20 protein-coding genes, 2 pseudogenes and 1 riboswitch are annotated in these 23214 nt (G+C 66.6%); of the genes and pseudogenes, 12 read left to right on the top strand and 10 right to left on the bottom strand.

The window, feature by feature from the left end; translation table 11 throughout:
- The first annotated feature begins 43 nt into the window (after window positions 1-43).
- Together CFB81_RS22150 and infA are read left to right on the top strand one after the other, a co-directional pair.
- Window positions 44-247, top strand: coding sequence for a cold-shock protein (locus CFB81_RS22150; protein WP_006483056.1), 204 nt, complete (start codon window positions 44-46; stop codon window positions 245-247).
- 465 nt (window positions 248-712) lie between these two features.
- Window positions 713-976 carry a translation initiation factor IF-1 gene (gene infA / locus CFB81_RS22140; protein WP_006483034.1) on the top strand — a complete coding sequence of 88 codons (264 nt, stop codon included), beginning with the start codon at window positions 713-715 and terminating at the stop codon, window positions 974-976.
- A 346-nt stretch (window positions 977-1322) separates the two neighbouring features.
- On the opposite strand, the gene CFB81_RS36900 is transcribed toward infA, so the two are convergent.
- Both CFB81_RS36900 and CFB81_RS36650 read right to left on the bottom strand, forming a co-directional pair.
- Window positions 1323-1505 carry a hypothetical protein gene (locus CFB81_RS36900; protein ID WP_089436520.1) on the bottom strand — a complete coding sequence of 61 codons (183 nt, stop codon included), beginning with the start codon at window positions 1503-1505 and terminating at the stop codon, window positions 1323-1325.
- A gap of 7 nt (window positions 1506-1512) precedes the next feature.
- Window positions 1513-1720 (bottom strand): annotated as a pseudogene (locus CFB81_RS36650) (hypothetical protein); the annotation flags it as partial.
- Window positions 1721-1808: 88 nt separating this feature from the next.
- Between CFB81_RS36650 and CFB81_RS22125 the strand changes: the two are divergent.
- From CFB81_RS22125 to CFB81_RS22100, 6 genes are all read left to right on the top strand, one after another.
- On the top strand, window positions 1809-2057 hold the full coding sequence (locus CFB81_RS22125) for a hypothetical protein (protein ID WP_069617889.1): 249 nt from the start codon (window positions 1809-1811) through the stop codon (window positions 2055-2057).
- A 219-nt stretch (window positions 2058-2276) separates the two neighbouring features.
- Entirely contained in the window at window positions 2277-2576 is a 300-nt protein-coding gene (locus CFB81_RS22120; RefSeq protein WP_089436519.1) for a hypothetical protein, read from the top strand.
- A 167-nt stretch (window positions 2577-2743) separates the two neighbouring features.
- Entirely contained in the window at window positions 2744-3388 is a 645-nt protein-coding gene (locus tag CFB81_RS22115) for a DUF1326 domain-containing protein (RefSeq protein ID WP_069617887.1), read from the top strand.
- On the top strand, window positions 3385-4176 hold the full coding sequence (locus CFB81_RS22110; protein WP_089436518.1) for a DUF2182 domain-containing protein: 792 nt from the start codon (window positions 3385-3387) through the stop codon (window positions 4174-4176). Before CFB81_RS22115 ends, CFB81_RS22110 begins: the two co-directional genes overlap by 4 nt.
- 53 nt (window positions 4177-4229) lie before the next feature.
- Window positions 4230-4577 carry a copper-binding protein gene (locus CFB81_RS22105; RefSeq protein ID WP_089437101.1) on the top strand — a complete coding sequence of 116 codons (348 nt, stop codon included), beginning with the start codon at window positions 4230-4232 and terminating at the stop codon, window positions 4575-4577.
- A gap of 265 nt (window positions 4578-4842) precedes the next feature.
- Entirely contained in the window at window positions 4843-5934 is a 1092-nt protein-coding gene (locus tag CFB81_RS22100) for a collagen-like triple helix repeat-containing protein (protein ID WP_179236028.1), read from the top strand.
- Between the two features lie 112 nt (window positions 5935-6046).
- Here the strand turns inward: CFB81_RS22100 and CFB81_RS22095 are convergent, their stop codons facing one another.
- Complete coding sequence (locus tag CFB81_RS22095; protein ID WP_089436516.1) at window positions 6047-6508, bottom strand: Lrp/AsnC family transcriptional regulator; 462 nt, start codon at window positions 6506-6508, stop codon at window positions 6047-6049.
- A 116-nt stretch (window positions 6509-6624) separates the two neighbouring features.
- On the opposite strand from CFB81_RS22095, the gene CFB81_RS22090 reads away from it, so the two are divergent.
- On the top strand, window positions 6625-7257 hold the full coding sequence (locus tag CFB81_RS22090) for a LysE family translocator (RefSeq protein WP_089436515.1): 633 nt from the start codon (window positions 6625-6627) through the stop codon (window positions 7255-7257).
- Here the strand turns inward: CFB81_RS22090 and CFB81_RS22085 are convergent.
- The 5 genes and pseudogenes from CFB81_RS22085 to CFB81_RS22065 all read right to left on the bottom strand — a co-directional run.
- Window positions 7254-7577, bottom strand: a pseudogene (locus CFB81_RS22085) (TetR-like C-terminal domain-containing protein); the annotation flags it as partial. The gene CFB81_RS22090 and the pseudogene CFB81_RS22085 overlap by 4 nt on opposite strands.
- Before the next feature lie 87 nt (window positions 7578-7664).
- Complete coding sequence (locus CFB81_RS22080; RefSeq protein ID WP_089436514.1) at window positions 7665-9593, bottom strand: TonB-dependent receptor domain-containing protein; 1929 nt, start codon at window positions 9591-9593, stop codon at window positions 7665-7667.
- Window positions 9594-9809: 216 nt separating this feature from the next.
- Window positions 9810-10003: riboswitch (cobalamin riboswitch) on the bottom strand.
- 245 nt (window positions 10004-10248) lie between these two features.
- A complete protein-coding gene (locus tag CFB81_RS22075) occupies window positions 10249-11223 on the bottom strand; it encodes a threo-3-hydroxy-L-aspartate ammonia-lyase (protein ID WP_089436513.1) in 975 nt (324 codons plus the stop codon).
- Between the two features lie 52 nt (window positions 11224-11275).
- A complete protein-coding gene (locus CFB81_RS22070) occupies window positions 11276-11914 on the bottom strand; it encodes a transcriptional regulator (RefSeq protein WP_069617881.1) in 639 nt (212 codons plus the stop codon).
- A complete protein-coding gene (locus CFB81_RS22065) occupies window positions 11911-12432 on the bottom strand; it encodes a YbaK/prolyl-tRNA synthetase associated domain-containing protein (protein WP_089436512.1) in 522 nt (173 codons plus the stop codon). Before CFB81_RS22065 ends, CFB81_RS22070 begins: the two co-directional genes overlap by 4 nt.
- A 404-nt stretch (window positions 12433-12836) precedes the next feature.
- Between CFB81_RS22065 and CFB81_RS22060 the strand changes: the two genes are divergently transcribed.
- Together CFB81_RS22060 and CFB81_RS22050 are read left to right on the top strand one after the other, a co-directional pair.
- A complete protein-coding gene (locus CFB81_RS22060) occupies window positions 12837-14423 on the top strand; it encodes an isocitrate lyase (RefSeq protein WP_069617879.1) in 1587 nt (528 codons plus the stop codon).
- 738 nt (window positions 14424-15161) lie between these two features.
- Complete coding sequence (locus CFB81_RS22050) at window positions 15162-17027, top strand: phosphoenolpyruvate carboxykinase (GTP) (protein WP_089436511.1); 1866 nt, start codon at window positions 15162-15164, stop codon at window positions 17025-17027.
- 97 nt (window positions 17028-17124) lie between these two features.
- Here CFB81_RS22050 and CFB81_RS22045 read toward each other — a convergent pair whose 3' ends face one another.
- Window positions 17125-18789 carry an acid phosphatase gene (locus tag CFB81_RS22045; protein WP_089436510.1) on the bottom strand — a complete coding sequence of 555 codons (1665 nt, stop codon included), beginning with the start codon at window positions 18787-18789 and terminating at the stop codon, window positions 17125-17127.
- 469 nt (window positions 18790-19258) lie between these two features.
- Here CFB81_RS22045 and ftsH point away from each other — a divergent pair, with 469 nt between their 5' ends.
- Window positions 19259-21235 (top strand): ATP-dependent zinc metalloprotease FtsH, encoded by a 1977-nt coding sequence (gene ftsH, locus CFB81_RS22035; protein WP_089436509.1) that lies wholly within the window; start codon window positions 19259-19261, stop codon window positions 21233-21235.
- Window positions 21236-21398: 163 nt separating this feature from the next.
- Here ftsH and otsA read toward each other — a convergent pair whose 3' ends face one another.
- On the bottom strand, window positions 21399-22805 hold the full coding sequence (gene otsA, locus CFB81_RS22030; RefSeq protein ID WP_089436508.1) for an alpha,alpha-trehalose-phosphate synthase (UDP-forming): 1407 nt from the start codon (window positions 22803-22805) through the stop codon (window positions 21399-21401).
- Window positions 22806-23214 lie beyond the last annotated feature (409 nt).

The following is a 23214-nucleotide window of genomic DNA, read 5'->3' as shown; positions in this document are numbered from 1 at the left end:
CGTCGCGGGCGCATGTTCAATTATTTGTATTAAGGAAGTATTTGTGGATACCGGTACCGTCAAGTGGTTCAACGAAACCAAGGGCTTTGGTTTCATTTCCCCGGACAACGGCGGCGACGATCTGTTCGCCCATTTCTCGGAAATTCGCGGCACGGGCTTCAAGACCCTGGCCGAAGGCCAGAAGGTCAGCTTCGAAGTGAAGCGCGGCCCGAAGGGTCTGCAAGCGTCGAACATCACGCCGCAGTAAGCCGCATCGGCAGCGGTCGCCAGGCGGCGGCCGATGCCGGATGGAGTATCGCGCGGGGCGCCGCATGACGGCGGCCTGTGCGTTCCGATGCGCACGACCGATGCATCGCGACATTCACGATGCATCGGTCGTGACGCCTCCCTCATCGCATGCGCGAACCGCATGCGACGCAACGCCCTCGCGAAGCGCACGCCGTTTCGCGAGCGCATCACCGCTTCAACGCATCAACCCGAGCAGACCGCCGCCATGCCATAGCTGGCGCGGTCCCGACTTGCGCGGCGCCGCTGGCGCCGCAGCCACCGACCGCCCGAACGTCGCAACGCGCCGGGCTCCGATCGCAAGACAGGCCCGAGGCCCGTCTGAACGAACCGATCCCGGCCGCTTGCCGGCCGCCGTTCCGTTTGTGGGAGCGGCGCCGGGCAGTTGCCGCGGCCGCGGTCAATCACCTTGTCTGGAGGAATTGGTTTGGCAAAAGAAGAACTGCTGGAACTGGACGGAATCGTCGACGAAGTGCTGCCGGACAGCAAATACCGTGTCACGCTGGAAAACGGCGTCGTGGTCGGCGCGTACGCGTCGGGCCGCATGCGCAAGAACCACATCCGCATTCTCGCGGGCGATCGCGTGACGCTGGAACTGTCGGTGTACGACCTCACCAAGGGCCGCATCAACTTCCGGCACAAGGACGCGAATTCCCCGCGTCCGCCGCGAAGCGGGCAGCCGCGCCGCTAAGCGGCCACGATCGGTGCGCAGCAACGCGCACCGATCGACACCTGTCCGGCCCCATGGCCGGACGAACCGGATGAACGGCGCACGGTGTGCCGTTCGTCGGTCGTCGGCGGCGCCGCCGACGGCTTCTTCCACTTCACCGCCTTTACCGGCGCCGCGCGTGTTCGACGCTCAGGCAGCCGCGTCCCGCAAGAAAATCCTCGATGCCCTCACGCACGCGTGCGCCCGGGCCGGCACCTCCCGCACCAGCTTGAGCAGCGCGTCCGCGATCATGTCCGGCGGGCCGCCGACGGGCCTCGTTCGACGGGAATGTCGCGTGCCGGAATCCCGCACTTCGCTTCCGCGCGTGTCACCAAACGCAGAAACGACGAGCAGACGCCCGCATGGGGTCGAGCGCCAGCGCATCGCGCTCGAGGCGGATCGGCTTGTCCTTGATCGGTCCGACGAGATCCGCGGCGGCGTACGGGATCGCGAGCACGTCGACGTCGGTGCTGAACCTTGTCCGGTTGCATGGCGCGACGAACACGTCCATTGACATTGTTATCCGCGTACTTTGGCAGGGAGTCGTCGAGCCCATCGACTTCCACGAATACCGATGCGCGATTGCCGTCGAGCATGCCGGCGTTCTTCAGCGATTTTCTCGACGTTCTTGAGCGTGACCGGGTCGATCGAGCGCGACGACACCGTTGCGACAATTTCGCCGTGCGGCGCGACCGGCTGCATGCACGATGCCGCGTACACCGTCGGTCGATACCGGATCGATTGCGTCGCGCATCGCCATTGGCTTAAGATCGTCGGGAGACCATCCCACGACCATCCCACGCCTTCAGCGTCAATGAAAAAGAGCATAAGCCTGCGGGTCGCCGTCATCGCGTCGGCGGTTGCCGTGTACAGCATCTATATGCACATCCAGCAGTTGATCAGCGGCTGCATGTGGGTCAGGGGCCATCAGCGCTGCAGCTTCGAAAACAGCACGAATTTCCAGGGCTGGATGGATCTGGACCTGATGATCACCTGTTGCTGGGTCGCCGCGGCGGTGGTCGGGTGGATTTCCGTTGCGCAGGGCACGAAGAAACCGGGTTAGCAACGTAATGCAGCAGCTGGCCGATTGAACGGGCACGAAATACCGCTCGACGGATCGAATCCGTCAATCCGTGACAACGCGCATTCGCTGACGGGTGGAGGCGGCGCGCTCGATGCATGCGAGTCCGAAACGAACGCCTGATTTCGCTGCGGGCGGACGAGATCATGCCGATTTCCGGCGACAGGCGTTGCATCGCGCGCTGCGCGAGGGGAGGTTCCCGTGCAATTTCCAACAGGATCGGTGGTCGCGCTCAGCTCGGCCGCGGCGACGATGTTCTCGATCGGCATGCTGTCTCTCGGCTACTGGGGATTGCACGAAGCATTGCCCTGGCGGTTCGGCGACTACGTCGTGATCGTGCCGGCGCTGGCCGGTTTCGCGTGCCTCGCCAGCGTGCCGTTTCTCGCGACGTCGCCGATGAAAACGCCCGACGACGAATCGCGAATGTTCGTCGCGCGACGCGTGTTTCTGTGCGGCGCGGGCGCGGTGTGGTGTGCGATCGTCGTGTCGCTGTTCGTATGAGAGCGGGGTGACTGGACGGTTGCCGGAGCAACTGCGCGAGCCCATCCTGAAAGGTCTTACGTGAGGCCGGAACCCACTGTTTTCACGCTGTCATTACCGCTTTGCTTTCCCCGATCGCGTGCACTAGATTCGAAGCGTTCGTCCGTTTCAGAGCGCGAGGTGGAGCCATGACGCCGTGGGAGATTCAGGGTACCGAAATGATCAGTTGCAATTGCTCATACGGTTGCCCTTGCCAGTTCAATGCATTGCCGACCAACGGCAACTGCGAAGCGATGGGGGCGATTTCGATCGACCGCGGCCACTACGGCGACGTGGTGCTCGACGGTGTCAGGATCGCGGTGGTGTTTCAGTGGCCGGGCGCGGTTCACGAAGGGAAGGGCAAGTGCCAGCCGATCGTCGACGAGCGCGCGAGTCCGGCACAGCGCGACGCCGTGCTGAAAATCATGACCGGTCAGGATACCGATCCATTTGCGACGATGTTCTCGGTGTATGCGTCGACGCTCGAGCACGCGTTCGATCCGATCTTCACGACGATCGATTTCGACGTCGATGTCGATGCGCGGCGCGGCCGGATTCACGTGGACGGTGTGTTCGACGCCGCCGGCGACCCCATCCGCAATCCGGTGACGGGAGACGAGCACCGTGTGCGGATCGACCTGCCGCACGGTTTCGAATACGAGCTGGCCGAGATCGGTTCGGGAACGGGGCGCTCGCAGGGCAACATCGTGCTGAATCTCGACGGAACCTATGCGCAATTCGCACGGCTGCATCTGAACAACCACGGGCTGATCCGGCATCGCGCCGCGGCATGACTCCGTTCGACGTCTGGCTCGCGCGCGAGCGCTCCGTCACGCTGCTCGGCATGGCCGCGCTCGTCGGCCTGTGCTGGTTCTATCTGTGGACCGGCGCGGGAACCGGCATGTCGGCACGGGAGATGACGACCGTCGCGCTGTTTCCGCATCGGCTGGCCGACGGCATGGGCAGCATGGATCCGTCTCTGCCGACCGTGATCGCGATGTGGTGGGTGATGATGATCGCGATGATGACGCCCGGCGCCGCGCCGCTCGTGATGCTGTACCGGCGCGTGCTGCGGCAGCACGGCAACGGGGCGGCGGGATCGGCGTTCACGTCGGTGGCGCTGCTGGCCGGCTATCTGACGACGTGGCTCGCGTTCTCGATCGGCGCGGCGTTGCTTCAGGCGCTGCTGCAGCCGGCCGGGCTGATCTCCGCGATGATGCTGTGGTCGAAGAGCGCGCTTCTTTCCGCCATCGTGCTGGCGCTGGCCGGGCTCTATCAATTCTCGCCGCTGAAACGCGCGTGTTTGCGGCAATGCCGTGCGCCGGCGGCGTTCCTGGTCGCGCACTGGCGTCCGGGCGTTGCCGGCAGTTTTCTGCTGGGTGCGCGACACGGCGTGGTTTGCGTGGGCTGCTGCTGGTTGCTGATGGCGCTGCTGTTCGTTGGCGGCGTGATGAATGTCGTGTGGATCGTCGCGTTGTCGCTGTTCGTGTTCGTGGAAAAGGTCCTGCCCGGTGGCGATCGTATCGGCCGCGCGCTCGGCGTCGTGCTGATTGTGTGGGCCGGTGTGACGTTGATCGTGTGATGCGCGGCACCGGCTGGCGGCGGAAACACGCCGGGCGCGACGGGAGACGCTCGATGAAGATCCGCTTTCGCGCCGTCGCCATGTCGTGTGCGATGGCGGTCGTTGCAATGCCGGCGCTCGCGGCCGGCGACATGTCGGCCATGAGTTCAAGCGATGCGAGCATGTCGACGCAGGATGCGAAGCTGACCGAGGCCGAAGTCAAGGAAATCGACGCCGGGCGCGGGCGCGTGACGCTGAAGCACGGCGCACTCGACAACATCGGGATGCCGCCGATGACGATGGCATTCAAGGCCGCCGACGCGGCGATGATCCCGTCGCTGCATGTGGGCGACAAGGTCCGGGTTCGCGTGGAGAACGTCAACGGCACACTGACGATCGTGAAGCTGGTGAAGCGGCCGTGACGAGGATGCGGCGTGTGCACGGGTGGCCGCCGTCGTTTTTTTCGCTTGTTGTGCTACGTAACGCAGGGTCGGCGTTACGTCAGCATTATCGGAATGCCTGCACAGGCCGAGCCGGGCGGCGCGATCCGCATCTGATGCGCGCAGCCCCGCAGCCCGGCCTGGACCGCCATCGCAAGGCGATTGTGAAACTGTGAAGGAGCCCGATGGAAATGGCACGGTAGATGCTTGGTGGAGTGATCGCGCTCAATAGCGAACGGGGGCTACCATGCAAGATCACTTCATCGAGGCGAACGTTGTGCTCGCCGCCATTGCCGCTGCGTGTGCGCTCGCGGCGTGCGGCGGCGGGGACGTCACGGCGCCGACGCCGGCAGGTAACACCATCGGGACGAGTACTAGCGGCGCCAGCGGAACAAGCGGAACAAGCGGAACAAGCGGAACAAGCGGAACAAGCGGAACAAGCGGAACAAGCGGCATCGGCGGTGCGAGCGGCACACCCGGCACCAACGGCATCATCAGTTCCGCCGGCGCAGTCGTGCTGGCCGCGGGTTCGACGCTCGGCGACGTGACGTTGCCCGGCGTCGGCAAGGCCGCGACGGCCGGGCCGGCCGACACGGTCACCGGCGTCGGCACGATCATCCGCGATACGACGAACGTCGTGAGCAACGGTATCGGCCAGATCGGCTTCACGCCGAACCCGGTCGGCAGGACGGTCTCGGGCCTCGGCACCCTCGTCGGCTCGATCGGCAACCCGGTCAACGGGCTCGGCGAAACGGTGAAGGCGTTTGGCTCCGGCCCGCTCTCGCCGCTCGCGCCGATCACGACGCCCGTCGGCGGCCTGCTCGACACGGCGGCCGGCGGCCTGCAGTCAGGCGGCACCATGCTTGGCTCGGCGCTGTCGTCGGGCCCGGTCCAGCAGGCGACGCAAGCGATCAGCACCGCGATCACGCCGGTCGTGACGACGGCGGGCCAACTCACGCAGCAGGTCGGCACCGCAACCGGACTCGGGCAGCCGGTCGCGGGGCTGCTCGGACAGGTCGGCGGCGCGATCACGTCGGCCGGATGGCAGGTGACGTCCACCTCGCCGCAGCCGATCGTCGGCGCTGCCGGCAGTCTCGTCCGGGCGGTCGGCAACACGGTGACCAATGCGGGCGGCTTCGTGAACCCGAGCGGTGCGAATGGCGCGGTGCCGGTCGCCGGCCTGGTGACGAGCGTGGTCGGCGGCATCCCGGCGACCGTGCATAACGGCTCCGCGACCGGTACGAGCAGCGGCGGCTCGCCGCTGGGCGGCCTCTCCAATCCGCTCCCGCCGATGACGTCGCTGGTAGGCGGCGTGCTCGGCGGCGCGGTCGGCAAATAGCCGGCCCGCACCGATCGTCATGCGGGGACCCGGCCGCATGACCGGGGACGGCGGCCACCGGCCGTCGCAGGTTCCTGCGGGTCGCTTCGGGCAATCCTGAAACCGCGGCCCGCTACCTGCGCGTGTCGCCGGGCTTCGACGCCGGCCGCGCGAGCCCGCGCGCCGGCAGCGGCGTCGACATCACGATCGACGTGCGCGTTTCGCCGTACAGGTTGATGCGTTCGATCAACTGTTCGAGATGGGCCATGCTGACGGCGACGAATCGCATCACGTACGAATCCGCGCCCGTCACGTGATGGCATTCGACGACTTCAGGAATCGTCTCCAGCAGCTTGAGGAACTTCGCTTTCGCCGGTTGCTGCACCGTGATGCCGATCAGCGCGCTCACCGGATAGCCGGCCGCGGACGGATTGATCCTGGCGGTGTAGCCTTCGACCACGCCGGCTGCTTCAAGACGCTTCACGCGCTCCGTCACCGCCGGCACCGACAGGTGAACCCGGCGCGCGAGCTCCGTATAGCTGAGGCGTCCGTTGTCCTGCAACAGCGCCAGTATCTTCCAGTCCAGATCGTCCATCGCGGCGGGCGTTTTTAAGGTAGAGCCGCCATTTTTCCTTAAAAACCGCATTCAGCGCGGCACGGACTTTCCCTACGATGCCTGTTCGAGCCATTGGATGTCGAAAGGAGCAGGCGATGTTGTTCATCAAATCCGTCGTGATGGGGCTGTCGATCGCGGTGCCGGTCGGCCCGATCGGCATGCTGTGCATTCAGCGCAGCCTGAGCCGCGGCTTCCAGGCGGGATTCGCGACGGGCATCGGCGCCGCGTGCGCCGATGCGATTTACGGCCTGCTCGGCGCGCTGGGCGTCGCGGGCATCGTCACCGCGTTCCCGATGCTGACCGTCGGCCTGAAGATCGGCGGCGGCGCGTTTCTCGTGTGGCTCGCGTGGAGCATCGCGCGCCAGCCGCTGGCCGCCCCGGTGGGACAGCGCGAGGTGCCGGGTACGACCGTCCTGCGCGATTTCCTGACGACGTTCGGACTCACGCTGTCGAACCCGATGACGATCGTGTCGTTCGTCGGGATCTTCGCGGCGCTCGGCCCGTTGCCGGGGGCGCGGGAAGGCGCGATGTGGGCGAGCGTCGCGTGGATGGTCGCCGGCGTGTTCGTCGGCTCGGCCACGTGGTGGCTGTGCCTGAGCAGCGCGACCGCCGCGCTGCGCGCGAAGCTGTCGTTCGCGTTCATGCACGGGCTGTCGCGCATGTCGGCGGCCGTCGTCGCGGTATTCGGCGCGATCCAGCTCGTCGCGGGCGTGCGCGGGCTGATCTAGGCGCGCGGGGTAGCGCGGGTCGACCGGATCGCGTCGACCGTCGTCCGGATATGGGCGAGCAGCTCGAGCATCACCGTTTTCCGGAAGTACGGGTTGATTCGCATGCTGACGACGATATCGGACGGCAGCGCAGCGATCGCGTGCTGAACCGATAGCAGATCGTCGACGAGCCGTGTCAACGCATCGGATTGCCATGTGTCGAGCGCATCGAGGCTGCGCAACCACGACGCGTCGGCATCCGGCGCGCGGTGCGAGAAGCCGCCGGCGCTTTCGAGCGTCACGTAGCCCATGAAGAAGCCGCCAAGCAGGCGGATCGCATGCGCGTGCTCGGCATCCTGTTAGCTTTTGTCGCGATGTCAATGTCGCGCGCGTGCCGGGGCGGCGCGATGCGCCGATGCGTGGGGCGGTCAGAATGTATAGCTGACCTTGCCGAACGCGGTACGCCCGAGCGTGTTGTAACCGTACGCGGTCATGTACTGCCGGTCGAACAGGTTCGACAGCGATGCCGACACCGTCAGGTGCGAATTGATCCGGTACGACGCGCGCAGGCTCACCGTCAGGTACGACGCCAGATACTGCCGGTTGGCCGGATCGTCGAACGTCGAGCCGCCGTACAGCAGCGACGCGCCCGTGCTCAGCGCGTGCAGCTTCAGTTCGTCCCACGTGTGATCGACGTTCAGGCTGACCGTCTGGCGCGGCCGGCGGCTGAGCCACGTCTGGTTCGTTTCGTCCTGCGGATTCAGGATGCCGACCGCGACGCTCACCGGCGTCGAGCGGCCGATCGTTCCCTTGTACGACAGGTCGATGCCGCGAATGTGCGAACGGCCGATGTTCATCGGCGAGAACGTCGCCGGGTTGTACGCGATCAGGTTGTTGACGCGCGTGTCGTAGATCGCCGCGGTGAACGTGCCATACGCCGTATTCGCGTCGAGCGCGGCCTCGACCGACGTGCTGCGTTCCGGGCTGAGGTTCGGGTTGCCGTAGCCGGGGTAGTACAGGTCGTTGAACGTCGGCAGGCGGAACGCATTGCCGTACGACATGCGCGCCGTGTAGACCGGCGTGATCGCCCACGACAGCGCGGCGTTGCCGGTGTTCACCGCTTGTCCGGCGATGATCTCGTGACGGCCGGCGACGAACATCGTCACGCTGCCGAGCGTCGCCGACTGGTGCAGCGAGAACGCGGAATCGTTGCGCGTCGGCACGCCGCCGGGAATGTCGACCGGCAGGAACGCCTGCTCGCGCGTGAAGTCGTACGCGAGCTTCGATTCGCCCGACAGCGGCAGGCCGAACAGGTGAAACCCGTGCTCCTGATGGGTCAGCGACGTCGACGTGCTGATCCGCTGCGAATTGATCTGGTCGGTTGCGAGGGCGGGGTTGTCCGCATAGATGAACTGGCGGTCGTTCGCATAGCCGAACGACTGGTCGAACTGCGTATCGGGCGTGATGTCGAGATGGAACGCAACGCCGGTCGTCAGCTGGTGATCGAGTTCGCGATTCGCGTAACCGCTGTTGTCGAAGGACAGATCGGAGCGGTGATACAGCGCGAACGTCGAGATCGACCAGTTGTCGCGCGCATAGCCGAGCCGCGCGTCGAGATCCTGCGCGTGATACGGATTGCGGCCGTCTTCGTGGCCGTAGAAGAACGGTCGCGTCGCATCGATGCCGGCCGTGTTGTAGTCGTGCAGCCCGAGCGAATAGGTGAGCCCGCCGAGCGCGGCCAGCGGCCCGGTCGACGGCACCGTGCCCGACGTGCGGAACTGCGTGTCGAACGTCTTGTTCGAGCCGCCGCCGAACGACACGGTGGTCTGGTTCGGCTGGTTGGCGGCGCGGCGCGTGAAGAGTTGCACGACGCCGCCCATCGCGTTGTTGCCGAACGACGCGGCCGCCGGGCCGGAGATCACCTCGACGCGCTCGAACGCTTCGGTCGGCAGGTCGGCCCACGGTGCGATGCCGGTGGTCGGCGAGCCGATCCGGATGCCATCGATGAACACGGCGACCTGGCTCGACGACGAACCGCGGATGCTGACCGACGCGGACGAGCCGGGTCCGCCGTTCTGCACGACGGTCACGCCCGGCAGCGTCGCGAGCGCCTGCGTGATGCTCGGGTCGGCGGGCGACAGCCGGTCGAGATCCTCGCGTGTGAGCACCTGGGTCGACGCGTAACGCCGGTCGAACGATTCGGGCAGGTGCCGCGTGTCGGTCACGCTGATCGTCGGCAGATCCGCGCCGGGCGCGGGCACGGCGGGCTGCGCGAGCGCCGTGTCGCCGGCCGCCTGGGCGAGCGGGGAAAGCAGCGCGGTGGCGGCGGACGTGGCGAGCAGGCGACGAATCTTCATGAGGCGGCGGGACAAGGCGTGTGGCGCGTACGGCGATCGCGGGCGGAGGGCGGACAGGCTGCGCATGCCGACGGCGCGTCGGTGCGACGCTTCCGGCCGGGAAGCGGATTCGGGAACGATGGACATCTGACGGATCCTGAGGTCGGGTCGTCCATGCAACGGGCGACCGCCGGGGGCGGTGCCAGGCGCATCGGGACACCCCGCCCGGTGCGGCTGCGTGGACCTCGGGTCGATGGCAGGTCTCCTGGCTCGCGGGTCGTCATCCGTGCAGGCCTTCCCGGTTTCCCAGTGGCATGCGGTGGCACGGATTCGCCGCTCACAGTTGCGGGGGCAGCCGCAGATTCGGGGCGTTGCCCCTGCTGCGTTCCCTTTTGATCCCGTCTCCGGGAACCATCAGCGCGCAAGGGTAATGGCGCGCGGTCAGGGACGTCAATCGTCCAGCCGCGCGCGGATGCGAAAAAACGTCATTGCCCGGTGGCAGCTTTCCGAATCCTTTCGTTCGTGGTGCGCGGGCAGTGTTTCAGGTCTGAAGAAACAGCCGGGTTCGAACGCGGACCGTCGCGCGGGAACCGGCGGCCGTCGTTCCGCCGTTCTGAAGGCCGACGGCCGGCGCGGGGCGTTGTCGATGCGTGCCGCCCCGTGCGCGCCGCGACGGTCAGGCCGGTGCCGACACCAGCGCGCAGAAGTTCTCGAGATCGACGTTGCCGCCGCTGATCACCACGCCGACGCGCTTGCCCTGCAGTGCATCCTTCATCCGGCGCACGGCGGCGAATGACAGGCAGCCGGTCGGCTCGACGACGATCTTCATGCGCGTGGCGAAGAAGCGCATGCAGTCGACGAGTTCCGCATCCGTCGCGGTCAGGATGTCGTCGACGTCGCGGCGCAGGATCGGGAACGTGAGGTTGCCGACGTGCTGCGTCTGCGCGCCGTCGGCGATCGTGCGCGGCGTGTCGATGTGCACGATCGTGCCGGACCGGAACGATTGCTGCGCATCGTTGCCGGCTTCGGGCTCGACGCCGTACAGCTTCGCATGCGGCGACAACGCACGCGTGGCGAGCGCGGTGCCCGACAGCAGCCCGCCGCCGCCGAGCGGCGTGAACACGGCGTCGAGCGGGCCGACTTCGTCGAACAGTTCCTTGGCCGCGGTGCCCTGGCCGGCGATCACGTCCGGGTGGTCGTAGGGCGGCACCAGCGTGAGCCCGTGCCTCTCCGCGAGCTGGCGCCCGATCTGCTCGCGATCCTCGGTGTAGCGGTCGTAGGTCACGACGTTGCCGCCGTAGCCGCGCGTCGCGGCCATCTTCGCGGCCGGCGCGTCCTGCGGCATCACGATCGTCGCGGGAATGCCGAGCATGCGCGCCGACAGCGCGATCGCCTGCGCATGGTTGCCCGACGAGAACGCGACGACGCCGTGGCGCCGCTGTTCCGCGTTGAAACGCGACAGCGCGTTGAACGCGCCGCGGAACTTGAAGGCGCCCATGCGCTGCAGGTTCTCGCACTTGAAGAACACCTGCGCGCCGAGCGCGTCGTCGATCGTCCGCGACGTCATCACCGGCGTGCGGTGCGCGTGGCCTTCGAGCCGGGTCGCGGCGGCGGCGACGTCGTCGTACGTGGGGAGAATGGGAGAGTTCATGGTTGTTCGAGGATTGAAAAAGTCAGTCGACTGGAATGCGGGGCGCGCCGCGTCATTTCGCATCGTTGTAGACGGTGGCGCGCGACACGCCGAGGTGCTGCGACACGATTTCCATCGCGCGGCGCACCTCGAGAAAGCCGTCGGCCTTCAGCGTCTGCATCAGTTCGCGGCGCTGGTCGGTCTTCAGCTCGCGCGGCGTCGTCGCGAGGCGCGTCGCGAATGCGTCGATGCGTTGCCGGATCGCGTCGGCGCCCGCCGGATCGAGCGTTTCGACGACGGCTTCGCCGTCCGTGCGGCAGAACTGGTTCAGCATGCCCTGGAAGCCGCGGAACAGCGTGACATCGGCATTCAGGCACAGCGCGGCCACGTAGCGCCCGGTCGAATCCTTGATGCCGATCGACGTGCTTTTCGCGGTGCGGCCGTCAGCGAAGCGGTTCGGGTAGTTCGCGAGCACCTGCGGGAAATCGTCGTCGGCGATGCGGGCGAGGCCGAGTTCGGTCGCGGGATCGCCGACCGCGCGTCCGGACAGGTTGTTGTGGATCGCGAGGATCGCGTGCTCCGGCGTGCGCAGGTCGTGCACGACGACCTCGGTGAACGGCGCGAACATCTCGCCGAGCCCTTCGGCGATGCGCTGCACCTGTTCGATCAGCGATGCCTGCTCCGACAGCAGCGGCTTGCGGTTCGTGCTCATGGGTGGTCCTGGTGTGTCGGGGTGTCCGTCGTTTCCGGCCGCGTGATGTCGGCCAGCAGCGGGCGCGCGATCCGGACGTAGTCGGCCGCGTCGAGCACGACCGAGCGATCGAGGCGGCCCGCGTTGAACGCGATCTCGGCGTTGCGCTCGACCAGAGCGGGATCGACGACGAGCGTCACGTTCGTATCGAACACGAACGGCGGCACGGCGCCCATCACGCAGCGCGTGACGGCGGCCGCGACGTCGGGCGACGCGAGCGTCGCCTTGCGCCGGCCGACCGCATCGGCGACCTTGCGGAAGTCGATTTTCAGGTGGCCGGGAATCACCGCGAGCGCGGCGTCGTCGCCGCCGTCCTTGAACGTACAGAGCATCGCCTTCGCGCCCTGTTCGGGGCGGGTGCCGCGCAGCGCGGCGATCGCGCCGGATTTGCCTTCAGCCGGATGCTCGAGCACGCGGAAACGCGCGCCGGATGTCGTCAGCAGTTCGCAAAGCGTGTCGAAAACGGGAGAGTCGTTCATGTCGCTCCGGGCAGGCAGGCCGACGCGTCGAGGCGCGCGGATCAAATAATTGTCCAAGTATAGACGTTTTGTCATGGATGTGACAAAGGGCAGCGGGCGTCGTGCCGCCAGTGTGCTCGAAGCGCGTCCGTTCTTCAGCAGCCGAAAGAGTATTTCATATTATGGGATGTGGGCCGAATTCCTGCCGCCGCGTTTTACCGCCGCTTGAAACCGTGTTTTGCATCGCAAAAACGACTGACTATCTCATTGAAAATAAAGGGAAATTTATATCTTATGTCTTATATAAGACTTGAGTGAAAGCGCGCGGGACAGGATTACTATTGAGTCCATGCAGTTCGCTTCGTCACACGCGGCGGGCACGCTGAACCCTTTACTCAAATGCGCTTCGTTCCCAGGAGATAGACATGTCCCAATATCAAGACGACATCAAGGCAGTGGCTGGCTTGAAGGAAAACCACGGCAGCGCGTGGAATGCCATCAGCCCCGAATATGCCGCCCGCATGCGTGCCCAGAACAAGTTCAAGACCGGCCTGGACATCGCGAAGTACACCGCGAAGATCATGCGTGCCGACATGGCCGCGTACGATGCCGATCCGTCCAAGTACACGCAGTCGCTGGGTTGCTGGCACGGCTTCATCGGCCAGCAGAAGATGATCTCCATCAAGAAGCACTTCAACAGCACCGAACGCCGTTACCTGTACCTGTCGGGCTGGATGGTCGCCGCGCTGCGCTCGGAGTTCGGCCCGCTGCCGGACCAGTCGATGCACGAAAAGACCTCGGTCAGCGCGCTGATTCGCGAGCTGTACACGTTCCTGCGGCAGGCCGACGCCCGCGAGCTGGGCGGCCTGTTCCGCGAGCTGGATGCCGCGAAGGATCCGGCTGCGAAGGCGGCGATCCAGCAAAAGATCGACAACCACGTCACGCACGTCGTGCCGATCATCGCCGACATCGACGCCGGCTTCGGCAACGCGGAAGCGACCTACCTGCTGGCCAAGCAGTTCATCGAAGCGGGCGCGTGCTGCATCCAGATCGAGAATCAGGTGTCGGACGAGAAGCAGTGCGGCCACCAGGACGGCAAGGTCACGGTGCCGCACGAGGATTTCCTCGCGAAGATCCGCGCGATCCGCTACGCGTTCCTGGAACTGGGCGTTGACGACGGCATCATCGTCGCGCGTACCGATTCGCTGGGCGCCGGCCTGACCAAGCAGATCGCCGTGACGAACACGCCGGGCGACCTGGGCGATCAATACAACGCGTTCCTCGATTGCGAAGAACTGTCGGCCGATCAACTGGGCAACGGTGACGTCGTCATCAAGCGCGACGGCAAGCTGCTGCGTCCGAAGCGCCTGCCCAGCAACCTGTTCCAGTTCCGCGCCGGCACGGGCGAGGCGCGTTGCGTGCTCGACTGCATCACGTCGCTGCAGAATGGCGCCGACCTGCTGTGGATCGAAACCGAAAAACCGCATATCGCGCAGATCGGCGGCATGGTCAGCGAGATCCGCAAGGTGATCCCGAACGCGAAGCTGGTGTACAACAACAGCCCGTCGTTCAACTGGACGCTGAACTTCCGCCAGCAGGCCTACGACGCGATGAAGGCCGAGGGCAAGGACGTGTCGGCTTACGATCGTGCGCAACTGATGAGCGTCGAATACGACGAAACCGAACTGGCCAAGCTCGCCGACGAGAAGATCCGCACGTTCCAGGCCGATGCATCGCGTGAAGCAGGCATCTTCCACCACCTGATCACGCTGCCGACGTACCACACGGCTGCGCTGTCGACCGACAACCTGGCCAAGGAATACTTCGGCGACCAGGGCATGCTCGGCTATGTGGCGGGCGTGCAGCGCAAGGAAATCCGTCAGGGCATCGCGTGCGTGAAGCACCAGAACATGTCGGGTTCGGACATCGGCGACGATCACAAGGAATACTTCAGCGGCGAAGCGGCGCTGAAGGCAGCGGGCAAGGACAACACGATGAACCAGTTCTCGTAATCGTCATATCCGCAGCAGAAAGCCAACCCGTTACGGGTTGGCTTTTTTTATTCGGCGCGGAGCGTGATCCGCGCGAGGCTTTGCGACATATCGGCTGCGTCGCGCGGGGATTTTTTCGTCGTCGCAATCGCCTCGACATGCGCGTGCGGATCGCGCGTCGCCGGCGCGATGGCCGCGTGCGCGTATTACCCGTATTGCCCGGCCTCGCGTTTTGCGCAGCCGCGTGAGCAGGCATTCGAACGGGATGTTTGTGTATGCAACCTAATTCAGGGTTTGCCTGAGTAGCGAAAACGCGAAGTCGCACGGCGTGCGTTCGCGTGGTTCGCGCCGACGAGCGGGAGGTTGAAATTGCCGTTCGTGCGAAACCCTTGCGGGGCGGTCGTCGCGCTGGTTTCGTCCCCAAAGCGCGCACGCCGCCGCCGTAAAAATAACCTGCCTGCAACGCGCATGCCGGGACGCCCTCACAGTTGTTTCTTGTTGCAACGCAACGCCCCGCCAACAACGGCGATGGTATGCTGGCCGGCATGGAGTTGTCTGGCAGGTTGCTTGCATGGCGAAACTCGTGTTCGCACTTTCTAACGAGACTTCATCTTCTCTCGCCCGCATCGCGGCATCGACGCGCGCTCCGCTCGCGCGTCCCGTCCTGCGCGCCGCATCTTCCTGCGCTCCGCACGCATTCCCCATCTCGCGGGCTCGCCCCGCACCCCCATCCCCGCCCAATAATCTGGAGACATCCTCATGTCGCAAAACACTTTGGCCGAAGCGACACACGGCCCGCTGATCGCTCCGCCGGCCTTCGTCAAACATCGCAAGCTGATCGACTGGGTCTCGCGCATCGCGGCGCTCACGGAGCCCGAGCGTGTCGTGTGGTGTGACGGATCGCAGGAAGAATACGACGCGCTGTGCCAGGCGATGGTCGACCAGGGCACGCTCACGCGCCTGAACCCGGCAAAGCGCCCGAACTCGTATCTCGCGCAATCCGATCCGTCGGACGTCGCGCGCGTCGAGGATCGTACTTTCATCTGCGCGGCGTCGCGCGATGACGTCGGCCCGACCAACAACTGGATCGAGCCGGCCGAAATGCGCGAGACGCTCAACGGACTGTTCCGCGGCTCGATGCGCGGCCGCACGCTGTACGTCGTGCCGTTCTCGATGGGCCCGCTCGGCTCGCCGATCGCGCACGTCGGCGTCGAGTTGTCCGACAGCCCGTACGTCGTGGTGAACATGCGGATCATGACGCGCATGGGGCGCGACGTGTACGACGTGCTCGGCGAGGACGGCGAGTTCGTGCCGTGCGTGCACAGCGTCGGTCATCCGCTCGAAGCCGGCCAGCAGGACGTGCCGTGGCCGTGCAATCCGGTCAAGTACATCGTGCACTTTCCGGAAACGCGCGAGATCTGGAGCTTCGGCTCGGGCTACGGCGGCAACGCGCTGCTCGGCAAGAAGTGTTTCGCACTGCGCATCGCATCGACGATGGGGCGCGATCAGGGCTGGCTCGCGGAACACATGCTGATCCTCGGCGTGACGTCGCCGGCCGGCAAGAAGTATCACGTCGCGGCGGCGTTCCCGTCCGCGTGCGGCAAGACCAACTTCGCGATGCTGATCCCGCCGCAGGGCTTCGACGGCTGGAAGGTCACGACGATCGGCGACGATATCGCGTGGCTGAAGCCCGGCCGCGATGGTCGCCTGTATGCGATCAATCCGGAAGCCGGTTTCTTTGGCGTGGCGCCGGGCACGGGCGTGAAGACCAACCCGAACGCGATCGCCACGCTGAAGGAAAACGTGATCTTCACGAACGTCGCGCTGACGGAAGACGGCGACGTGTGGTGGGAAGGGCTGACCGACACGCCGCCCGCGAAGCTGACCGACTGGCAGGGCAATCCGTGGACGCCGGAAACGGCCAAGGAAACCGGCCGCAAGGCCGCGCATCCGAACTCGCGCTTCACCGCGCCGGCCGCGCAGTGCCCGTCGATCGACGACGACTGGGAAAACCCGGCCGGCGTGCCGATCGACGCGTTCATCTTCGGCGGCCGCCGCTCGACGACGGTGCCGCTCGTGACCGAAGCGCGCGACTGGGTCGAAGGCGTGTACATGGCCGCGACGATGGGCTCCGAGACGACCGCGGCCGCGGTCGGCCAGCAGGGCATCGTGCGTCGCGATCCGTTCGCGATGCTGCCGTTCTGCGGCTACAACGTCAGCGATTATTTCGCGCACTGGCTCAAACTCGGCCAGCAGCTCGAAGCCGCCGGCGCGAAGCTGCCGAAGATCTACTGCGTGAACTGGTTCCGCAAGGACGCGAACGGCAAGTTCGTGTGGCCCGGCTTCGGCGAGAACATGCGCGTGCTGAAGTGGATGCTCGATCGTCTCGAAGGCACGGGCGGTGGCGGCGAGCATGCGTTCGGCGTGTCGCCTGCGTACGAAGACCTGCACTGGGACGGCCTCGACTTCACGCGCGACCAGTTCGATGCGGTGACGTCGATGAACGCCGACGAATGGCGCGAGGAACTGAAGCTGCACGCGGCGCTGTTCGATACGTTGAAGCTGCGCTTGCCGGCCGAAATGACCGACACGATGAAGAAGATCGAGCGGCGTATCGGCGGCTGACGACAGGAATCGACGTCACCACCTGAAAGCGGCATGAACGCCCCGGGCCATCCATCGCATGGCCCGGGGCGTTGTCGTTTCGGCGATCGGCCGGGCGTCAGCCGAGATCGAGCGCGTTCGTCAAATCGCCCGGCGGCGTCGCGCCGCGCGCGGCGAACGCGTTGTTGCGCAGGACCACGCCGTCCAGCGGCGCGAGGCCGTGCACGCGGCTGATGAAGCGCAGGATCGAGTTCGTGTCGTACAGCGTGTGATCGACGAAGCCTTTTTTCGCGAACGGCGAGATCACGAGCGCCGGGATCCGCGAGCCGGGGCCCCAGCGATCGCCGACCGGCGGCGCGACGTGATCCCACCAGCCGCCGTTCTCGTCGTGCGTCATCACGATCACGGTGTTTTCCCATTGCGGCCCGCGCCGGATATGGTCGATCACGGTCGCGATGTGACGGTCGCCCGATTCGATGTCCGCGTAGCCCGCATGCATGTTCAGGTTGCCTTGCGGCTTGTAGAACGTGACGGCCGGCAGGCGGCCCGCGTCGATGTCGGCGATGAAGTGGTTGGTCGACGGCTCGTCGCCGAGCCCCGCGTCGCGCAGATGCTTGCGGCGCGCTTCGGTGCCCGGCGCGTAGTTCACGAAGTAGTTGAACGGCTGGTGGTGGTACTGGAAATCGGGCACCGTGCCGGTGTCGCGATGCTCGAGCGCGTACTGCCATGCACCGCTGTACCACGCCCAGTCGATGTTCTTTTCCGACAGGCGGTCGCCGATCGTCGCGTAGCCCTGTGGCGGCATCACGCGATGGTCGGCCGGATCCGCATACGCGGCGTTGCCCGGATCGGGCGGCGGCACGTAGCTCGGCTGGTACGGCGGCGCCATCGTGTTCACGCCGTAGCCGTCCGGCGTCAGCGGGCCGTCGACCGCGAACTTCGGCGGGCCGTCGAGCGCGGACGCGGGCGAATCGTCCGCGAGCTTCAGGCGCGTGCCGGCCGGGTCGTCGCCTTCGACCTTCGACAGCAGTTTCGCCGCATGCGGATGCTTGTGCGCGTCCGGATACAGCGGCGGCTGCGCGGAAATCAGGAACATGTGGTTCATCCACGAACCGCCGAAGGCTGCCATGAAGAAGTTGTCGCACAGCGTGTATTGCCGCGCGAGATTCCACAGTCGCAGCGTGTCGGCCGAATTGCGGTAATGGCCCATCACGAGGCCGCCGGAATCGGCCCACGCGGCGAACTGGTTGTTGCGGCCGCCCGCGATCTGCATCTGGTTCTGGTAGAAGCGATGCCAGAGGTCGCGCGTGATCACGCCGTTCGGCAGCGGTTTGCCTTGCGCGTCCGAAATCCGGAACGGCGCGTTCGGCAGCTTGTCGATGTCGCGCTCGGCGATCGCGTAGCGTTTGCCGTCCACTTCCTGCGCCTGCGGCACGAGCCCGCCCCAGATCTTCGGGAGCGCCGGCAGCGGCGTCTTGCCGTCACGATCGAGCTGCTGCGCGTGTTCGGGCCGCACTTCGCTCAGTGGGTAACGCACGCCCGGGAAATCGCCGTACAGGTTCGCGAAGCTGCGGTTCTCCGCATAGATCACGACGATGTGGCGCACGCGCTCGCGCAGCGCTTCGTCGATGCGCAGGTCGGCGGCCGAACGCGGCGCGTTGCCCGCCGTGGTTTCGCAGCCGCCGAGCGCGACGCCGGCGCCGAGCGCGGCAAGGCCGCCGAGCACACGGCGGCGGTCGGGATCGGCGGGAAGGTCGTCGGGGCGATCGGGGGTGTCGTTCACGTCGTGGGCTCCTCGGATGGGCGGGTGGGCGTTGTCGTTCGATGCGCGCCGGCGCCGCGCGGGCTGCCGCGACGCGGGACGGGACGCGACGGCCGGCCTCGCGCGCGGCGGCGCGACGCGACTGTCACAAAAATGTCATGCACGCGACTATAACGCGGCAAGGGGGCCGACGAAAGCCGTTCGTCGGACGATTCGACGCTTGCGCGCCGAGCGGCGCGACGCCCGCGCACGAACTAGACTGGAAGCGAGGGCGGTGCGTGACGGTGTGCCGGTGTGCCGCCCGGGCGAGGATCGCCCGGCAACGCCGACGACGGTGTTGCCGAGGCGGCATCGATGCGACGAACGACGCGAGACAGCGAGGCGACGATGACGTGGATGCAGGTCGTTTTCGCATGGCGGCCGCGTACCGGTTGCGCGCCGGTGCCGGCGTGAGCGCACGCCGCGCAGCGGATACGGCAGGCCCGATGCCATGGACAGGAAATTCGACTACCCGGGATTGCTGATCGCGGCGGGCTTCTTCGTGCTGTTCGCCGCGCAGTTGCTGATGCTGCACCCGACGTCGACGCCGATCGCGTACAGCGATTTCCACCGGCTCGTCGCCGCGCGGCTCGTCGACGATCTCGAGGTCGGCCCGGCGTCGATCTCGGGCGCGCTGAAGATGCCGCAGGCCGGCACGGTGCTGCCGGCGTCCGACGCGGCGCTCGTGCGGCAGGCCGGCGCGCCGTGGCGCTTCACGACCAGCCGCGTGACCGACGAACACCTGATCGACACGCTGACCGCCGCCGGCATCCGCTATCACGGCACGCCCGACACCGGCTGGATCGCGTCGCTCGCGTCGTGGCTGTTGCCGCTGATGCTGCTCGTGTTCGTGTGGAACATGATGCTGCGCAAGCGCGGCGGGCTGCAGGACTTCACCGGGATGGGCAAGAGCCGCGCGCGCGTGTACGTGCAGCAGGAGACCGGCATCACGTTCGACGACATCGCGGGTATCGACGAAGCGAAGGCCGAACTGCAGCAGCTCGTCGCGTTCCTGCGCAATCCCGATCGCTACCAGCGGCTCGGCGGCAAGATTCCGAAAGGCGTGCTCGTCGTCGGCGCGCCGGGCACGGGCAAGACGCTGCTCGCGCGCGCGGTGGCGGGCGAGGCGGCCGTGCCGTTCTTCTCGATCAGCGGCTCGGCGTTCGTCGAGATGTTCGTCGGCGTGGGCGCCGCGCGCGTGCGCGACTTGTTCGAGCAGGCGCAGCAGAAGGCGCCGTGCATCGTGTTCGTCGACGAGCTCGACGCGCTCGGCAAGGTGCGTGGCGTCGGCCCGATGTCGGGCAACGACGAGCGCGAACAGACGCTCAACCAGTTGCTGGTCGAAATGGACGGCTTCCAGGCCGGCTCCGGCGTGATCATCATGGCCGCGACGAACCGGCCCGAGATCCTCGATCCCGCGCTGCTGCGCCCGGGCCGTTTCGATCGTCACATCGCGATCGACCGGCCCGACGTGAACGGCCGCCGCCAGATCCTCGGCGTGCACGTGAAGCGCGTGAAGCTCGCCGCCGACGTCGATCTCGGCGAGCTCGCGTCGCGCACGCCGGGCTTCGTCGGCGCCGATCTCGCGAACGTCGTCAACGAGGCCGCGCTGCATGCGGCCGAACTCGGCAAGCCGGCGGTCGCGATGGCGGACTTCGACGAGGCGATCGACCGCGCGCTGACGGGCCTCGAGCGCAAGAGCCGCGTGATGAACGAGCAGGAGAAGCTGACCATCGCGTATCACGAAGCCGGCCATGCGCTCGTCGCGGAAAGCCGCGCGCATTGCGATCCGGTGAAGAAGGTGTCGATCATTCCGCGCGGCGTCGCCGCACTCGGCTACACGCAGCAGGTGCCGACCGAGGATCGTTACGTTCTGCGCCGCAGCGAGCTGCTCGACCGGATCGATGCGCTGCTGGGCGGGCGCGTGGCGGAAGAACTCGTGTTCGGCGATGTGTCGACCGGCGCGCAGAACGACCTCGAACGGGCGACCGCGATGGCGCGCCACATGGTCATGCAGTACGGGATGAGCGAGAAGATCGGGCTCGCGACGTTCGACGACGGCGACGCGCGCCAGGGCCTGCCCGGCGCATGGCATGCGGGCGACGGCCGCTGCAGCGAGCACACCGCGCGGATGATCGACGACGAGGTGCGCACGCTGCTGACCGATGCGCATGCGCGGGTCGCGGCGACGCTCGGCGAACGCCGCGACGCGCTCGAACGCATCGCGCGACGGCTGCTGCAATGCGAGGTGCTCGAGCGCGACGCGCTGCAGGCGCTGATCGACGGGCGCATCGAACCGTCGCTAGCCACGTCGGCCTCGCCGGGCGACGATTCCGGTGCGCGCGGCGGCGGGATCGAAACGGAGCAGGCTGCCACCGTCGAGCGCGATTTCGTCGCGTACGGACGGTCGCACGAATCCGATCGCTGAAGCCGCTGCGCGGACCAGTGACCGGCGCGCGCCGATATCCCGACGCCGCGTTTTCTTCTCGATCGTTCCCGCCACGGCGTCGCCCCGTGCGACGCGCACGTAGCGGTCGAACGGCATCGGGCTCGAACGCACGACGATGGCGGCGTGAGCGTGCGTCAGCGCGTCAGGATTCGGTCGCGGCCGCGACTTCGGCCGCTTCGGTGAGCGCTTCGAGAAAGCGCGTGCGCCACCAGTGCACGTCGGTCTTGCGCATGATCGCCATCAGCGCCGCGTGACGCTGGCGACGCTCTTCGAGCGGCATCGTGAGCGCGCGCTGGATCGCCTGCGCGGTGCCTTGCGTGTCGTACGGATTGACGAGCAGCGCCGACTTCAATTGCTCGGCGGCGCCCGCGAAACGCGACAGCACGAGCACGCCCGGGTCGGCCGCGTCCTGCGCGGCGAGGAACTCTTTCGCGACGAGGTTCATCCCGTCGCGCAGCGGCGTGACGAGTGCGACCCGGCTCGCGCGGTAGAGGCCCGGCAGGCGCTTGCGCGCGACGGTGCGGTGAATGTAGCGCATCGGCATCCATTCGAGCTCGCCGTAGTCGCCGTTGATCGCGCCGCACAGGCTGTCCATCTCGCGCCGCAAGTCGTCGTACGCGCCGAGATCCTCGCGGCTCGGCGCCGCGATCTGGATCAGCGTTGCACGGTCGCGGTTCTCCGGATACTGTTCGAGCAACTCGCGGAACGCATGCACCCGCTGCGGCAGCCCTTTCGTGTAATCGAGCCGGTCGACGCCGACCAGCAACTGGCGGCGCGAATATTCGTCGCGCATGCGTTCGAACATGTCGAGGCCGTCGCGATCGCGCGCGAGCGACTCGAATTCGTCGACGTTGATGCCGATCGGGAATGCGCCAGCCGACAACGTGCGGCCGAACGCGCGCAGCCGTCCGTCCGGCAGCCGCGCCGCACCGGCTTCCGCTTCGACGTAATGCTCGAAGTGGAGCAGATCCGATTCGGTCTGGAAGCCGACGAGGTCGTACGCGAACAACGAGCGCATCAGCCATTCGTGTTCCGGGATCGCGGCCATGATCGGTGGCGGCGGCATCGGAATATGCAGGAAGAAGCCGATCGGATTCGTGCAGCCCATCGCGCGCAGCTCGGCCGCGAGCGGAATCAGCTGATAGTCGTGGACCCAGATGACGTCGTCGGGGCGCAGCAGCGTGCGCAGCTTGCGCGCGAACAGCTGGTTCACGCGCCGGTAGCCGTCGGCGAAGCGCCGGTCGAACTGCGCGAGATCGAGCCGGTAGTGAAACACCGGCCATAGCACGTTGTTCGAGTAGCCGAGATAGTAAGCGTCGTAGTCCTGCGGATCGAGATCGACCGTCGCGAGCTGAATGCCGCCGACGTTCTGGATCTGCACGTCGTCGCCATGCGCGGGGCGATCGTCGGCGCCGCGTAGCCTGCCGCTCCAGCCGAACCAGACGCCGCCGGTTTCCTGCAGGCTGTCTTTCACGGCAACGGCGAGACCGCCGGCCGCGGCTTTACGGGGATCTGCGATGCGATTGGATACGACGACGAGTCGGCTCACCAGCTCTCCTGACGATTGTTGGGGAAGGGTCGTGCGGCCAGGGCGCGAGAGGCATACGCCGCCATCGGTGCGCGGTGCGCGATACGACGGGGCCGCATGGCGATCGGACGGGAGTCAGGGCGCGCGATTCGCCGTCCGGTCGAAAAGTACTTTTTTAGGATACTCGCCATTCGTGCGTTTTAAAAGTCCGGCTCGACGAACGGCGCGCGCGAACCTGTCGCGCGGTAGCCATGACGGCGGCGCGGCAACGGGCGATGCCCGAGCGGGACCGGAATTTGCTGCGTGCTGTGAAGCAGCAGGCACAAGGCCATGCGGCGAGCGGCGCGAATGGCGCGCGATCGGGCCGACGATGCGCATGCGTGCATGACGGCATGCGCATCGTCGCCTCCGTCGCGTTTGCCGTCGCGCG

Source organism: Burkholderia sp. AU28863 (assembly GCF_002223195.1).
Taxonomy (GTDB): domain Bacteria; phylum Pseudomonadota; class Gammaproteobacteria; order Burkholderiales; family Burkholderiaceae; genus Burkholderia; species Burkholderia sola.
This window is presented reverse-complemented; position numbering and strand designations above follow the sequence as displayed.

Excerpts from the sequence above, each read along its gene's own strand:
- CFB81_RS36900 (WP_089436520.1), bottom strand. The coding sequence starts at position 1,505 with ATGGACGTGTTCGTCGCGCCATGCAACCGGACAAGGTTCAGCACCGAC.
- CFB81_RS22125 (WP_069617889.1), top strand. The coding sequence starts at position 1,809 with ATGAAAAAGAGCATAAGCCTGCGGGTCGCCGTCATCGCGTCGGCGGTT.
- CFB81_RS22115 (WP_069617887.1), top strand. The coding sequence starts at position 2,744 with ATGACGCCGTGGGAGATTCAGGGTACCGAAATGATCAGTTGCAATTGC.
- CFB81_RS22110 (WP_089436518.1), top strand. The coding sequence starts at position 3,385 with ATGACTCCGTTCGACGTCTGGCTCGCGCGCGAGCGCTCCGTCACGCTG.
- CFB81_RS22105 (WP_089437101.1), top strand. The coding sequence starts at position 4,230 with ATGAAGATCCGCTTTCGCGCCGTCGCCATGTCGTGTGCGATGGCGGTC.
- CFB81_RS22100 (WP_179236028.1), top strand. The coding sequence starts at position 4,843 with ATGCAAGATCACTTCATCGAGGCGAACGTTGTGCTCGCCGCCATTGCC.
- CFB81_RS22095 (WP_089436516.1), bottom strand. The coding sequence starts at position 6,508 with ATGGACGATCTGGACTGGAAGATACTGGCGCTGTTGCAGGACAACGGA.
- CFB81_RS22090 (WP_089436515.1), top strand. The coding sequence starts at position 6,625 with ATGTTGTTCATCAAATCCGTCGTGATGGGGCTGTCGATCGCGGTGCCG.
- CFB81_RS22080 (WP_089436514.1), bottom strand. The coding sequence starts at position 9,593 with ATGAAGATTCGTCGCCTGCTCGCCACGTCCGCCGCCACCGCGCTGCTT.
- CFB81_RS22075 (WP_089436513.1), bottom strand. The coding sequence starts at position 11,223 with ATGAACTCTCCCATTCTCCCCACGTACGACGACGTCGCCGCCGCCGCG.
- CFB81_RS22070 (WP_069617881.1), bottom strand. The coding sequence starts at position 11,914 with ATGAGCACGAACCGCAAGCCGCTGCTGTCGGAGCAGGCATCGCTGATC.
- CFB81_RS22065 (WP_089436512.1), bottom strand. The coding sequence starts at position 12,432 with ATGAACGACTCTCCCGTTTTCGACACGCTTTGCGAACTGCTGACGACA.
- CFB81_RS22060 (WP_069617879.1), top strand. The coding sequence starts at position 12,837 with ATGTCCCAATATCAAGACGACATCAAGGCAGTGGCTGGCTTGAAGGAA.
- CFB81_RS22050 (WP_089436511.1), top strand. The coding sequence starts at position 15,162 with ATGTCGCAAAACACTTTGGCCGAAGCGACACACGGCCCGCTGATCGCT.
- ftsH (WP_089436509.1), top strand. The coding sequence starts at position 19,259 with ATGGACAGGAAATTCGACTACCCGGGATTGCTGATCGCGGCGGGCTTC.